Source organism: Brachybacterium avium (assembly GCF_002216795.1).
In the GTDB taxonomy this organism is placed as follows: Bacteria; Actinomycetota; Actinomycetes; order Actinomycetales; family Dermabacteraceae; genus Brachybacterium; species Brachybacterium avium.
The window spans coordinates 3,415,834-3,429,932 of record NZ_CP022316.1 but is presented as its reverse complement, the minus strand read 5'-3'; the positions used below and the strand labels follow the sequence as shown (position 1 = coordinate 3,429,932).

Here is a 14,099-nt window from a genome sequence, read left to right as displayed (position 1 = left end):
TTCGTGGCGGAGCGCACTTTTGACACGCTTCGCCGCTGGTCCGGTGCGGATCGGGGCTCGTTCAGGGTCCTGCGGAGGGGTGTCTGCACCGCTGCCGAGGCCGGCGACGCAGACCCTGAACAGTCAGGCGTAGTCCGCCTGCAGCTGTGCTGCCCGAGCCCCCAGCGCCGCCTCGTCCGGGCCTGCGGACAGCAGCCCACGGGACAGCGAAACAAGCACATGACCTGCGTTTTCGCCGAATACTTCGGGGAGCTGCGCGGGGCCCGCCCCCTGCGCCCCGAAGCCCGGGGCCAGCAGCGGGACCGACGGCGCGGCACGATCCAGACCGAGCCGGCGGTACGCCTCCCCGACGGTCGCACCGACCACCAGGCCCACGCTCGACCACTCGCCGTGACCTGCGTTCCCGATCTGTTCGGCGTGTCGGGCGATCTCGAGCGCCACCGGCGTGTCGGCCGTCGTCCGCGCATGCTGGACCTGCGGTCCGTCCGGGTTGGAGGTCAGCGCCAGCAGGAACAGGCCCTTGCCGTGCTCGGCGGCGAGCTGTGCCGCCGGAGCCAGCGAGCCGGCGCCGAGGTACGGGCTGACGGTGATCGCATCGGCCTCCAGCGGGGCGCCGGGGAGCAGGTGCGCCTGGGCGTAGGCCCCCATGGTGGAGCCGATGTCCCCCCGCTTGACGTCGAGGATCGTCAGCACGCCCGCCTCACGGGCGGCGGCCAGCAGCTCCTCGAGCACCGCGACACCGGCGGAGCCATGACGCTCGAAGAAGGCCGACTGCGGCTTGACCGCCGCCACCTTCCCCGCCACCGCGGCCAGCGCGATCCGGGAGAACTCCCGCAGCCCGTCAGGGGTGTCCGGCAGCGACCACGCCTCCAGCAGGGAGGAGTGCGGATCGATCCCGGCGACCACCCGGCCACGGGCCTCCACGGCCTGGCGCAGGCGCTCCCCGAAGCTCCCGCTCCCGGCCGGGATCTGCCGCGCCGCGCTCATGCGTCCTGCTGCGCGGCGCGTGTCGCGGTCAGGCGTGCGGTGTGGTCCTGCAGACTGGTGACCTCGAAGCGCTCGACCGGGCGCGCCTCGATCGCCTGCACCGCCGCCTGGAACTCCTGCAGCGTGGTGATCATCGGGACGTCCATGCTGGTGGCGGCGGCGCGGATCGCGTAGCCGTCCACCCGGGCGTTGGAGCCCGAGGGGGTGTTCATCACCAGGTCCACCCGGCTGTCCTCGATCAGCTCGATGACGCTCGCGTCCTCGCCCGGCTCGGAGGCCTTGCGCAGCACCCGGCAGGGGATCCCGTAGCGGCGCAGCACCCGGCCGGTGCCGGCCGTGGTGAGGATCTCGAAGCCGAGCGCCGCCAGGCGTGCCACGGGCAGCGGCAGGGAGCGCTTGTCGCGGTCGGCGACCGAGACGAAGGCGGTGCCGGCGGTGGGCAGCCCCTGGCCGGCGATCGCCAGCTGCGACTTGGCGAAGGCCAGCGGGAAGGTGGAGTCCAGGCCCATCACCTCGCCCGTCGAGCGCATCTCCGGGCCCAGCACGGAATCCACCGCGCGTCCCTCATGGGTGCGGAAGCGCTTGAAGGGCAGCACCGCCTCCTTCACCGCGATCGGCGAGTCGTCGGGCAGATCGGCGCCGTCGCCCTGGGCCGGGAGCACTCCCCGCGGCGCAGCTCGGCGATCGAGGTGCCGGCCATCAGCAGCGCCGCGGCCTGGGCGAGCGGGACGCCCGTGGCCTTGGCGACGAAGGGCACGGTGCGGGAGGCGCGCGGATTGGCCTCGAGCACGTAGAGCACCCCGTGGGAGAGCGCGTACTGGATGTTCAGCAGTCCGCGCACGCCCACCCCCTCGGCGATCGCGAGGGTGGAGGTGCGGATGCGCTCGAGCACCGCATCGGAGAGCGTGACCGGAGGCAGGGTGCAGGCCGAGTCGCCGGAGTGGATGCCGGCCTCCTCGATATGCTCCATCACCCCGCCGAGATACAGGTCGGTGCCGTCGTACAGGGCGTCGACGTCGATCTCGATCGCGGTATCCAGGAAGCTGTCGATCAGGATCGGGGCCTCGGCGCGGCCGCCGTCGGGCAGGTTCCGTGCGACATAGTCGACGAGGCCGGCCTCGTCGAACACGATCTCCATGCCGCGCCCGCCGAGCACGTAGCTCGGACGCACCAGCACCGGGTAGCCGACGTGGGCGGCGACCTCGACCGCATCGCTGAGCCCCCAGGCGGTGCCGTACGGGGGCGCGGGCAGATCCGCCTCGGCCAGCAGCGCACCGAAGTGGCCGCGGTCCTCCGCGTTGTCGATGGCGGCGGGGCTGGTGCCGATGATCGGCAGACCCGCGGCCTCGAGCCGGCGGGCGAGCGCCAGGGGGGTCTGGCCGCCCAGCTGGACGATGACCCCGGCGACCGGGCCCGCGGCCTTCTCCGCCTCGTAGATCTCGACCACGTCCTCGAAGGTGAGCGGCTCGAAGTAGAGCCGATCGGCGATGTCGTAGTCGGTCGAGACCGTCTCGGGGTTGCAGTTGATCATCACGGTCTCGTAGCCGCCGCCGGGCAGCTCCGGGTTGCCCAGCGCGATCGCGGCATGGACGCAGGAGTAGTCGAACTCGATGCCCTGGCCGATGCGGTTGGGGCCCGAGCCGAGGATCAGCACGGCCGGCCGCTCGCGCGGCTCGACCTCGGTCTCCTGGTCATAGGTCGAGTAGAGGTACGGGGTGGAGGAGGCGAACTCCGCGGCGCAGGTGTCGACCGTCTTGAAGACCGGGTTGATGCCCAGCGCCTCGCGCACGCCCTTGACCACGTCGCCGCTGTGTCCGCTGAGGGCACCGATCTGGTCGTCGGAGAGCCCGTGGCGCTTGGCCAGGGCCAGCAGGTCCGCATCGAGCACCTCGCTGGACCGGATCTCGGCGGCGAGCTCGGCGATGATCAGCATCTGGTCCAGGAACCAGGGATCGATCGCGGTGGCCTCCACCAGCCGCTCGAGGGTCTCCGCGACGTCGACGATCCCCTCGGCGGCGGACCACAGGACCCGGCCGATGTCCACCAGGCGCCCGGCGGTCGGGGTGCGGGAGGCGTCCACCAGCTCGGTGACCTCGGCGGGCGTGGGCGGGACCCCCTCATAGGAGAAGGCGGCGCCCTTGACGTCGATGGAGCGCTGTGCCTTGCCGAGGGCCTCGGTGAAGTTGCGGCCCAGCGCCATGGCCTCGCCGACGCTCTTCATGGTGGTGGTCAGCGTCGCGTCCGCGGCCGGGAACTTCTCGAAGGCGAACCGGGGGACCTTCACCACGACATAGTCCAGCGCCGGCTCGAAGCTCGCCGGGGTGGTGCCGGTGATGTCGTTGCGGATCTCGTCCAGCGTGTAGCCGATCGCGACGCGGGCGGCGATCTTGGCGATCGGGAAGCCGGTGGCCTTCGAGGCCAGCGCCGAGGAGCGGGAGACGCGGGGGTTCATCTCGATGACGACCACGCGGCCGGTCTCGGGATGGGTCGCGAACTGCACGTTGCAGCCGCCGGTGTCGACCCCGACCTCGCGGATGATCGCGATGCCGAGATCCCGCAGGGTCTGCATCTCCACATCGGTGAGGGTGAGCGCCGGGGCCACGGTGATGGAGTCGCCGGTGTGCACGCCGACGGGGTCGACGTTCTCGATCGAGCAGATCACCACGCAGTTGTCGGCGCTGTCGCGCATCAGCTCGAGCTCGAACTCCTTCCAGCCCAGGATCGACTCCTCCAGCAGCACCTCGGTGGTGGGCGAGTAGTGGAGCCCGTCACCGCCGATGCGGCGCAGGTCCGCTTCGTCGTAGGCCATGCCGGAGCCGAGGCCGCCCATGGTGAAGCTGGGGCGCACCACCATCGGGTAGCCGAGCTCCTCGGCCCCGGCCAGCAGATCCTCCACGGAATGGCAGATCTTCGAGCGTGCGGACTCGCCGCCCACCCGGTCCACGACCTCCTTGAACAGCTGCCGGTCCTCGGCCTTGTTGATCGCGTCGAGGCTGGCGCCGATCATCTCGACGCCGAACTCCTCGAGCGTGCCGTCCTGGGCGAGGGCGATGGCCGCGTTCAGCGCGGTCTGCCCGCCGAGGGTGGGCAGCAGCGCGTCGGGCCGCTCCTTCTCGATGATGGTGCGGATGATCTGCGGATCGATCGGCTCGATGTAGGTGGCATCGGCGATCTCCGGATCGGTCATGATCGTGGCCGGGTTGGAGTTGACGAGGATGACCCGCAGGCCCTCCTCGCGCAGCACCCGGCAGGCCTGGGTTCCGGAGTAGTCGAACTCGGCGGCCTGGCCGATGACGATCGGGCCGGAGCCGATGACCAGGACGGAGGAGAGGTCGGGGCGACGGGGCATCAGGACTCCTTGGATGCAGAGGCGGCGCGGTGGGCGATCGCGAGCTCTGCCAGACGATCGAAGAGGGGCGAGGCGTCGTGCGGGCCGCCGGCCGCCTCGGGGTGGTACTGGACCGAGAACGCGGGGCGGTCGAGGCAGCGCAGCCCCTCGACCACATCGTCGTTCAGACCGACGTGCGAGACCTTCACGCGGCCGTAGCGGCCGCCGTCGTACGGGGCGATGTGCTCGCCCTCGAGCGGGACGTCGACGGCGAAGCCGTGGTTGTGGGCGGTGATCGCCACCTGCCCGGTCTCGCGGTCCTGGACGGGCTGGTTGATGCCGCGGTGGCCGTACTTCAGCTTGAAGGTCTCGAAGCCCAGGGCACGGCCCAGCAGCTGGTTGCCGAAGCAGATGCCGAAGAAGGGCAGGCCGGCGTCCAGGACGCCGCGCAGCAGCGCGACCTGGGCGGTGGCGGCGGCGGGGTCGCCGGGGCCGTTGGAGAAGAACACGGCATCGGGCGAGAGCGCGAGCAGGTCCTCGAGGGAGGTGGTGGCCGGCAGCAGGTGGACGCGCAGCCCGCGGGCGAGCATGCTGCGCGGCGCGGCGCTCTTGATGCCGAGGTCGACGGCCGCGATGGTGGCGCGCACCTCGCCCTCGGGCTCCAGCACGACCGGCTGGGCGATGGTGACCTCCTCGACGAAGCTCGCGCCCGACATCGCGGGCTGCTCCCGCACCTGGGCGAGCAGCTCGTCCTCCGGCGTCGCGAGCGCGTCGCCGGAGAAGATCCCGCCGCGCAGGGAGCCGGTCTCCCGCAGCCGTCGGGTGAGCATGCGGGTGTCGATGTCGCTGATGCCGACGACATCACCGCCGATGAGCAGTTCGTCCAGGGTCTGCTCGGAACGGTAGGAGGAGGCGATGCGGCTGGCGTCGCGCACGGCGTAGCCGCGCACCCACATCTTCCGGGACTCCATGTCCGCGGCGTTGGCGCCGGTGTTGCCGATGTGCGGGGCGGTCTGGACGACGATCTGGCCGGCGTAGGAGGGGTCCGAGAGGGTCTCCTGGTAGCCGGTCATGCCGGTGGTGAAGACGACCTCGCCGAGGCGGGAGCCGCGGGCGCCGTAGGCGGAGCCGCGCAGGACGGTGCCGTCCTCGAGGATCAGCAGCGCCCTCTCGGGGCGCGCACGGCGGCTCGGCGACCTCGAGGGATCGGTGGAAGCGGGGGATGTCATGCGTGCTCCTTCCGGGAGAGCAGGAGGTCGTGGTCGGTGCGCCGGGCGAGGCGCAGACCGGTGTCGAGGAGCTGGTCGCCGAGGCGCCAGCGGAGGATGAGCAGCCCGTCGCCGCCGATGAACTTCCCGGCCATGCCCGGCCCGGAGGTGATCTCGGCGAGATCCGCGGCAGGGATGGTGAGGTCCGGTGCTCCGGCGCGCTCCAGCCGCCAGGAACCGCCGTCGCCGAGGCTCACCCGGGCTCTCGCGCGCTGACCGAGCCCGTGGGCGACGATCCGTTCGAGGGGCTGCTCGGCGAGCACGGTGTCGACGTAGACCGCGTCCACGGGGCCGTGGGCGATCCCCTCCCCCAGCTCGGAGAGGGTCTGGTCGGCGGGGACCGGCAGGTGCTGCTGGGAGCGGCCGCGCCGCTTCCAGCCCCATGCCATGGCGGCGAGGGCTGCGAGGAACAGCACCACGAGCAGCAGGACGGGGATCAGCCGCCCGCTCATCGCGGGACCACCCGGCCGTCGCGCACGGTGGGTCGTCCCCCGAGCACGGTCAGCCGGTTGGCGCCGGGCAGCTCGAGCCCCGCGAAGGGCGAGTTCCGGCTGAGGGAGGCATGCTCCGCGGGATCGGCGATGCGCATCGGACGCGGATCCCACACCAGCACATGGGCCGGCGATCCGGGTTCGAGCGGGCGCCCCTGCTCCCGGTCGCGTCCGATCTCGGCCGGCGTCTCGGAGAGCACGCGGGCGACATCCCGCCAGCTCAGCCGGCCCGGGTCGACCATGGTCAGCTGCACCAGCGACAGCGCGGTCTCCAGCCCGGTCATGCCCATCGCGGCCTGGTCCCACTCCCGGTCCTTGGCGTCGCGCGGGTGGGGGGCGTGGTCGGTGGCGACGATGTCGATGGTGCCGTCGGCGAGCCCCTCCCGGACCGCCTCGACATCGGCGGCGGTGCGCAGCGGCGGGTTGACCTTGAAGACGGCGTCGAACTGGCGCACGTTCTCGTCGGTCAGCAGCAGGTGGTGCGGGGTGACCTCCGCGGTCACCGCGATCCCGCGTTGCTTGGCCCAGCGGATGATGTCGACGCTGCCTGCGGTGGACAGGTGGCAGACGTGCAGGCGGGAGCCGACGTGCTGGGCGAGCAGCACATCGCGGGCGATGATCGATTCCTCGGCCACGGCCGGCCAGCCGGTGAGCCCCAGCTCCGCGGAGACCACGCCCTCGTGCATCTGCGCGCCCGCCGTCAGCCGGGGGTCCTGAGCATGCTGGGCGATGACCCCGTCGAAGGACTTCACGTACTCCAGGGCCCGGCGCATCAGCACCGGGTCGTGGACGCACTTGCCGTCATCGCTGAACACGCGGACCTGGGCGCCGGAGTTCGCCATCGCGTCGAGCTCCGCGAGCCGCTCCCCCGCCAGGCCCACGGTGACCGCGCCGACGGGACGCACCGCGCACCAGCCGGCGCTGTCGCCGCGGCGGGCGATCTGCTCGACGACGCCGGCGGTGTCGGCGACCGGGGTGGTGTTGGCCATCGCGTGCACTGCGGTGAAGCCGCCGCGAGCGGCGGCGCGGGTGCCGGTCTCGACCGTCTCGGCCTCCTCCCCGCCGGGCTCGCGCAGGTGGGTGTGGAGGTCCACCAGCCCGGGCAGCACGATGCAGCCCTCGGCGTCGATGGTCTCGGTCCCCGCAGGGAGTTCCAGGTCCGTGCCGACGGCCTGGATGCGGCCGCCGACCAGGAGGAGATCCTGGACGTCCTCGCCATAGGGACGCCCACCCCGGATCAGCAGCGGCGTCGCGGCGGCGTCAGCGGTGGGCACGGTGCTGTCGGTGGTCTCAGTTCTCACGATGCGCCTCCCGGGCGTCGGTGGCGAGCAGGTGGTAGAGGACGGCCATCCGGACGAAGACGCCGGAGGCGACCTGTTCGACGATGACGCTGCGCGGGGAGTCCGCGACCGCCCCGGCGATCTCGAAGCCCCGGTTCATCGGTCCGGGGTGCAGGACGATCGCGTGCTCGGGCAGTGCCGCGGCGCGGGCGATCGTCAGGCCGTAGCGGCGCGAGTACTCCCCCTCTGTGGGGAAGAATCCGCCGCCGACCATCCGCTCCCGCTGCACCCGCAGCATCATCACGGCGTCCGGCGAGTCGGCCAGGGCCGCATCGAGGTCGTAGTTGATGGTGCAGGGCCAGGCAGAGGCGCCGACGGGCACCAGCGCCGGCGGTGCCACCAGCGTGACGCGCGCGCCGAGCAGGGTCAGCAGCAGCACGTTCGAGCGTGCCACTCGCGAATGCAGCACATCGCCGACGATCACCACGTGGAGTCCCGCGAGATCTCCCCGGGGGTCCCCGGGCCGCAGGTGGCGGCGCAGGGTGAAGGCATCGAGCATCGCCTGGGTGGGGTGCTCGTGCGCACCGTCACCGGCGTTGACGATCGGCTGGTCGATCCATCCCGCGTGGGCCAACAGGTGCGCAGCGCCGGAGGAGCCCGAGCGGACCACGACCGCGTCCGCGCCCATGGCCTGCAGGGTCAGCGCGGTGTCCTTGAGGGATTCCCCTTGGACAGGCTCGACCCCTTGGCGGAGAAGTTGATGACATCGGCGGAGAGCCGCTTCGCCGCGGCCTCGAAGCTGATCCTGGTGCGGGTGGAATCCTCGAAGAAGAGGTTCACCACGGTAGCTCCGACCAGGGTGGGCAGCTTGCGGATCGCGCGCGACTGGGTCTCGGCCATGTGCTCGGCGGTGGCGAGCACGGACAGCGCCTCCTCCCGGGCGAGGTCAGCGATGGAGATGAAGTGCCTCATGCCCGGCCCTCCTCGGTCGTCGGCGCGGCCGGGCGCATGATGTCGACCGCGTCCTGGCCGTCGGTCTCGGCGAGCTGGACATGCACGCGCTCGGTGCGAGAGGTGGGCAGGTTCTTGCCGACATGATCGGCGCGGATCGGCAGCTCCCGGTGGCCGCGGTCCACGAGCACGGCCAGGCGCACCGCTGCGGGCCGGCCGATCGCGCCGAGGGCGTCCAGCGCCGCGCGGACGGTGCGGCCGGAGAACAGCACGTCGTCCACCAGCACGACGGTGCGGCCGTCGATCCCGGAGCGCGGGATACGGGTGGGGCTGGGGGCTCGCGTGGGGTTCGAGCGCAGGTCGTCGCGGTACATGGTGATGTCCAGTGCGCCGTACAGCTCGCTGAGCTCTGCCTCCTCAGGCAGGCCCTCGGCACGTGCGATCAGCGCTGCGAGGCGGCGGGCCAGCGGCACGCCCCGGTGCGGGATGCCCAGCAGCACCAGATCCTCGGCGCCATGGCCGCTCTCGAGGATCTCGTGCGCGATGCGGGTCAGTGCCCGCCGGATCTCCTCGGGCCCCAGCACGCGGGAGCTGTCAGCACCCTCGGGTGCTCCGGAGTCGGAGGTCAGGGGTCGTTCGGTCATGCTGTCTTCTCCCTTCCACGCCTCACAGGACGTGTCGTTAAAGGGTGGGTTGCTCGGATGAGCGTGGCCGATCCTACTCGGCCGGGGTCCCGGCGGCCGCGACCGCCCGCCCTTCGGACGCGTATCTGCTCAGGAGAGCAGTCCGCGGACGTCGACGAGCCGCTGCAGCAGTCCGTTGACGAAGCGCGGGGAATCGTCGGTGGAGAGCACCTCGGCGATCTTGGTGTACTCGCCGATGATCGCGCCGCGACCGGATTCGAGCTCGCCGTACAGCACCTCGGCGCTGCCCAGGCGCAGGATCGCGCGGTCGACCGCCGGCATGCGGTGCAGCGGCCAGTCACGGGAGTGCGTGGCGAGGTCCTCGTCGATGTCGGCGGCGTGCGGGGCGTAGAGCTCCACCAGCTCGCGCGCCCGCTGCGGCAGCGGGGTCTGGGCCGCCGTGCGCCGCAGCCGCTCCTGGAGCACGTCGAGGACCGCGGCCTGCTTGGCGTCGGCCTCGAAGAGCACGTCGATCGCCCGGATCCGGTCCCGGGACCGACCGTGGAGACGGTCTGCGGGGGCCGGGACGGTGCGCTCGAACTCGACCTCCGCACCCTCACGGGTGGGGTGGGGCAGGCCGGTGGCCCGGGGAGCCGGATGGCCCCCGGCGCCGTCGGCACCCTCGCTGGAGGAGCCTCGGCTCACTTGACGCGCTCGAGGTAGTCGCCGCTGCGGGTATCGACCTTGACCTGATCGCCCTCGTTGAGGAACAGCGGGACCTGGATCTCGAGCCCGGTCTCGACCCGGGCGGGCTTGGTGCCGCCGCTGGAGCGATCCCCCTGCAGGCCCGGCTCGGTGAACTCGATGGTCAGCACCACCGAGGTCGGCAGCTCGACGAAGAGCGCCTGCCCCTCGTGGAAGGCGACCACCACGTCCTGGCCCTCGACCATGAAGTCCTTGGCGCCGCCGACGATCTCCGCCGTGAGGCTGGTCTGCTCCCAGTTCGAGGTGTCCATGAACACGTACATATCCGTGTCCAGGTACGAGAACTGCATGTCGCGGCGGTCGACCGTGGCGGTCTCGACCTTGACGCCGGCGTTGAAGGTCTTGTCCACGCCCTTGCCGGACATGACGTTCTTCAGCTTGGTGCGCACGAAGGCCGGTCCCTTGCCGGGCTTGACGTGCTGGAACTCGACCACGCTCCAGAGCTGCTGGTCCAGCACCAGGACCATCCCGTTCTTCAGATCGTTCGTCGTCGCCATGGGTCTCCTCAGTAGTCGTCGTGGCGGACCAAGGATAGCGCGCAGGAGCTCCGCACCCCCGGGTCTGCAGGGAGCTCAGCGGGCGGACGTGAGGTCGATCATGCTCAGCAGGCGCACCGCGAGCGGGTGGGCGGCGCTCTCCTCCCGCCAGCCACTGCTCTTCACCGCCCGGGAGACCGTCTGCTGGGTGACGCCGAGGCGCTCCGCGAGCTGGGCCTGGGTCGCCCCCGGGTCCTGCCGAAGTGCCCGGACGGCCTCCCATTGACCGCGGCTGCGGGCACGGATCATCCAGCCCACCAGTCGCAGCACCGCCTCCACATCGGCGGCGGTGTCCTGGTGCCGGGCGTCGACAGCGCGCACCGCCAGCGGCACCTGGGAGGTGGTGCGAGCGACCCGGAGGGCCTCCTCGGCGGCCCCGACCGCCGGCCCGGCGATCTCCCGGACCGAGGCGGGCAAGGGTCTCTGCACAGCTCCGACACCGAGGCCGACGGCCAGGGAGCCGATCTCTGCGGCGCGGAGCAGGACCTCCAGCGCCTCCTCGGCGCGGCCCGTCAGCACCAGCGCCTCGGGCCCGGCGGTGCGCTCGGCGGCCCGGGGCAGCTCGAGATCCGACAGCGCCTCGAGCAGCGCGGGGACGGGATCAGCGGCGGAGCGGCCGTGGCCGGGGCGGCCGGAGAGCGACAGGACGAACATGGAACACCTTTGACAACGAGAATCAGTTGTTAGCCACGGTACAGCGTATAAACCCTGATATCGACGATGGTGCTCCCCGCCGGCGGACCCGTTCAGGCGAGCTCGATGAGCTCCTGGTACTCCGCGTTCCAGAGGTCCTCGACCGCGTCCGGCATCATCAGCACCCGCTCGGGGTTCAGCGCGGCGACGGCACCGGGGTCGTGGGAGACCAGCACCACCGCGCCTTCGAACGCCGCGAGGGCGCCGAGGATCTCCTCGCGGCTGGCGGGATCGAGGTTGTTCGTCGGCTCGTCCAGCAGCAGCACGTTAGCGCTGGAGACCACCAGCGATGCCAGCGCCAGGCGGGTCTTCTCCCCGCCGGAGAGGACGCGGGTGGGCTTGTGGACGTCATCGCCGGTGAACAGGAAGGAGCCCAGGATCTTGCGGGCCTCGACCTCTGGCAGCTCATAGGCGGCGGTCATCATGTTCTCCAGCACGGTGCGCTCCAGGTCCAACGTCTCGTGCTCCTGGGCGTAGTAGCCCACGCGCAGGCCGTGGCCGGGCAGCAGGCCGCCGGTGTCCGGGGCGTCGACGCCGGCGAGGATGCGCAGCAGCGTCGTCTTGCCGGCGCCGTTCAGCCCGATGATGACGACCCGGGACCCGCGGTCGATGGCCAGGTCCACCCCGGTGAAGATCTCCAGGCTGCCGTAGGACTTCGAGAGGTCCTCGGCCATCAGCGGAGTCTTGCCGCAGGCGGCGGGTTTCGGGAACCGCAGGGAGGCGACCCGATCCTTCTGCCGCTCTCCCTCGACGCCGTCGAGCATCCGCTCGGCGCGCTTGAGCATGTTCTGAGCGGCGACGGCCTTGGTGGCCTTGGCGCGCATCTTCTCCGCTTGGGCGGTGAGCTGGGTGGCCTTCTTCTCGGCGTTGCTGCGCTCGCGCTTGCGGCGCTTCTCGTCGTCCTCGCGCTGGCGCAGGTACAGCTTCCAGCCCATGTTGTACATGTCGATCGCCGCGCGGTTCGCATCGAGGTAGAAGACCTTGTTCACGACATGCTCGACCAGTTCCACATCGTGGCTGATGATGATCAGGCCGCCGCGATATCCCATCAGGTATTCGCGCAGCCAGACGATCGAGTCGTGATCGAGGTGGTTCGTCGGCTCGTCCAGGATCATGGTGGCGGCCTGGGAGAACAGGATCCGCGCGAGCTCGACGCGGCGCCGCTGGCCGCCGGAGAGGGTGCCCAGCTCCTGCTCGAGCAGGCGGTTGGGCAGGCCGAGGTTCGCGGACATCCGCTTGGCCTCGGCCTCGGCCGCGTAGCCGCCGGCCGCATCGAGCTCGGCCTCGATCCGCGGGTAGCGGTTCATGGCCTTCTCGCGGCGCGCCTCGGTGAGGCTCATGTCCCCCATCTCCTGCTCGGCGCGGCGCAGCTTCTTGAAGATCCCGTCGAGGCCGCGGGCGGAGAGGATGCGGGACAGGACGGGTTCGGTGTCCTCCCCGCTATGGGTGTCCTGCGGCAGGTAGCCGAGCTCCCCGGCGACCTCGACGCTGCCCGCGGACGGCTCCAGGGTGCCTGAGAGCACCTTGGTCAGCGTGGTCTTCCCGGCGCCGTTGCGCCCCACCAGTCCGACCCGGTCGCCGGCGGTGATCTGGAAGGAGACGTCGTCCATCAGGAGCCGGGCGCCGACTCGGATGGCGAGGTCGTGCACGGTGATCACGGGCTGGCTCCTGTTCGGACGAAGATGGCGGGACCGTGCGCGGGAGCCCGGCCCTGCGGGCCAGCCCCGCGCGGGGCCGGATCGAGTCTAGGGCCGTGCGGCCCGCAGAGCCTGCGAATACCGGCTGACGGTGCCGCGCACCACAGCTGGTCCGCCCGGCGCCCGGCGGGGTGCGGGAGCGAAGAGATGCCCCTGCCGGACCCACGCGAGTCATCGCATGCATCCTGCAGGGGCATCTCGGCCCGGCCGCACGGACGGCGGCCGGGGCTCACCGTCAGCTCAGGGATTCAGAGGTTGAAGCCGATCGCGCGCAGCTGCTCGCGTCCGTCCTCGGTGATCTTGTCCATGCCCCACGGCGGCATCCACACCCAGTTGATGCGATGCGATTCGGTGATGGGGTCGAGCACGGCGAACGTCTGCTCCTCGAGCACGTCCGTGAGCGGGCACGCGGCGGAGGTCAGCGTCATGTCGACGACGGCGTCACCGTTCTCGATCGTGACGCCGTACACGAGCCCGAGGTCGACGACGTTGATCCCGAGCTCGGGATCGATCACGTCCTTCATCGCCTCGATGACGTCCTCCGAGCTCACCGTCTCGTCCGGAGTCTTCTGGTCGGTCATGGGGTCCTCCCGATGGGAAGGGGGGTCGCACGGCGACACCCCGCTGGAGTGGGTGCCGGCCCGGCCCGGGATCTCTCCCGGACCGGGCCGGTCCGGTGGGCTCAGGCGCCGACGAGGTACCGGTCGTAGCCCTCGGCCTCGAGGCGCTCGGCCAGCTCCGGGCCGCCCTGCTCGGCGACCCTTCCGTTGACGAAGACGTGGACGTGGTCCGGCGTCACGTACTGCAGGATCCGCGTGTAGTGGGTGATCAGCATGATGCCCACCTCGGTGTTCTCCTTGGCGCGGTTGATGCCCTCGGAGACCACGCGCAGCGCGTCCACGTCGAGGCCGGAGTCGGTCTCGTCGAGGATCGCGATGCCGGGCTTCAGCAGCTGCATCTGCAGGATCTCGTGGCGCTTCTTCTCACCGCCGGAGAAACCCTCGTTGACGTTGCGCTCGGCGAAGACGGTATCCATCTTCAGGTCCGTCATCGCGCCCTTGACGTCCTTGACCCAGGTGCGCAGCGAGGGGGCTTCGCCGTCGACTGCGGTCTTGGCGGTGCGCAGGAAGTTCGAGACGGTGACGCCGGGGACCTCGACGGGGTACTGCATGGCGAGGAAGAGGCCGGCGCGAGCTCGCTCATCCACGCTCATCTCGAGCACGTCCTCACCGTCGAGGGTGACCTCGCCATCGGTGATCTGGTACTTGGGGTGACCGGCGACCGCGTAGGCGAGGGTGGACTTGCCGGAGCCGTTGGGGCCCATGATCGCGTGGGTCTCACCGGACTTGATGGTGAGGTCCACACCCTTGAGGATCTCCTTGGTGCCCTCGGGGGTCTCGACGGTGGCGTGGAGGTTCTTGATCTCCAGAATCGACATAAGTGGTTCTCCTTGACCAGTGGTGCTGGTGGATTCGTGACG

At 71.0% G+C, this 14,099-nt stretch carries 11 protein-coding genes and 2 pseudogenes; all 13 read right to left on the bottom strand.

The features are described 5' to 3' along the window. Nucleotides 1-123: 123 nt before the first annotated feature. Nucleotides 124-987, bottom strand: a complete 864-nt coding sequence (gene pyrF / locus CFK39_RS15345; protein ID WP_089066191.1) for an orotidine-5'-phosphate decarboxylase — start codon at nucleotides 985-987, stop codon at nucleotides 124-126. Continuing rightward, nucleotides 984-4,336 (bottom strand): annotated as a pseudogene (carB, locus tag CFK39_RS15340) (carbamoyl-phosphate synthase large subunit). Before carB ends, pyrF begins: the two are co-directional and overlap by 4 nt. Further along, nucleotides 4,336-5,544, bottom strand: coding sequence for a glutamine-hydrolyzing carbamoyl-phosphate synthase small subunit (gene carA, locus CFK39_RS15335; protein WP_089066190.1), 1,209 nt, complete (start codon nucleotides 5,542-5,544; stop codon nucleotides 4,336-4,338). The pseudogene carB and the gene carA overlap by 1 nt, the downstream one beginning before the upstream one ends. After that, nucleotides 5,541-6,035 carry a PH-like domain-containing protein gene (locus CFK39_RS15330; protein WP_089066189.1) on the bottom strand — a complete coding sequence of 165 codons (495 nt, stop codon included), beginning with the start codon at nucleotides 6,033-6,035 and terminating at the stop codon, nucleotides 5,541-5,543. The genes carA and CFK39_RS15330 overlap by 4 nt, the downstream gene beginning before the upstream one ends. After that, nucleotides 6,032-7,375, bottom strand: a complete 1,344-nt coding sequence (locus CFK39_RS15325; RefSeq protein ID WP_089066188.1) for a dihydroorotase — start codon at nucleotides 7,373-7,375, stop codon at nucleotides 6,032-6,034. The genes CFK39_RS15330 and CFK39_RS15325 overlap by 4 nt, the downstream gene beginning before the upstream one ends. After that, nucleotides 7,365-8,326: pseudogene (locus CFK39_RS15320) on the bottom strand (aspartate carbamoyltransferase catalytic subunit). Before CFK39_RS15320 ends, CFK39_RS15325 begins: the two are co-directional and overlap by 11 nt. Further along, nucleotides 8,323-8,949 (bottom strand): bifunctional pyr operon transcriptional regulator/uracil phosphoribosyltransferase PyrR, encoded by a 627-nt coding sequence (pyrR, locus tag CFK39_RS15315; RefSeq protein WP_089066187.1) that lies wholly within the window; start codon nucleotides 8,947-8,949, stop codon nucleotides 8,323-8,325. The pseudogene CFK39_RS15320 and the gene pyrR overlap by 4 nt, the downstream one beginning before the upstream one ends. Before the next feature lie 129 nt (nucleotides 8,950-9,078). Beyond that, a complete protein-coding gene (nusB, locus tag CFK39_RS15310; RefSeq protein ID WP_089066186.1) occupies nucleotides 9,079-9,633 on the bottom strand; it encodes a transcription antitermination factor NusB in 555 nt (184 codons plus the stop codon). Further along, a complete protein-coding gene (efp, locus tag CFK39_RS15305; RefSeq protein ID WP_089066185.1) occupies nucleotides 9,630-10,190 on the bottom strand; it encodes an elongation factor P in 561 nt (186 codons plus the stop codon). Before efp ends, nusB begins: the two co-directional genes overlap by 4 nt. Before the next feature lie 75 nt (nucleotides 10,191-10,265). Next, nucleotides 10,266-10,883, bottom strand: coding sequence for a MarR family transcriptional regulator (locus tag CFK39_RS15300; protein WP_089066184.1), 618 nt, complete (start codon nucleotides 10,881-10,883; stop codon nucleotides 10,266-10,268). 92 nt (nucleotides 10,884-10,975) lie between these two features. Next, nucleotides 10,976-12,580 (bottom strand): ABC-F family ATP-binding cassette domain-containing protein, encoded by a 1,605-nt coding sequence (locus tag CFK39_RS15295; RefSeq protein ID WP_089066183.1) that lies wholly within the window; start codon nucleotides 12,578-12,580, stop codon nucleotides 10,976-10,978. A gap of 287 nt (nucleotides 12,581-12,867) precedes the next feature. Beyond that, nucleotides 12,868-13,200: a metal-sulfur cluster assembly factor gene (locus tag CFK39_RS15290; RefSeq protein ID WP_089066182.1), complete on the bottom strand. Its 333-nt coding sequence runs from the start codon at nucleotides 13,198-13,200 to the stop codon at nucleotides 12,868-12,870. A gap of 101 nt (nucleotides 13,201-13,301) precedes the next feature. Continuing rightward, nucleotides 13,302-14,057, bottom strand: coding sequence for a Fe-S cluster assembly ATPase SufC (gene sufC, locus CFK39_RS15285; protein WP_089066181.1), 756 nt, complete (start codon nucleotides 14,055-14,057; stop codon nucleotides 13,302-13,304). Nucleotides 14,058-14,099 lie beyond the last annotated feature (42 nt).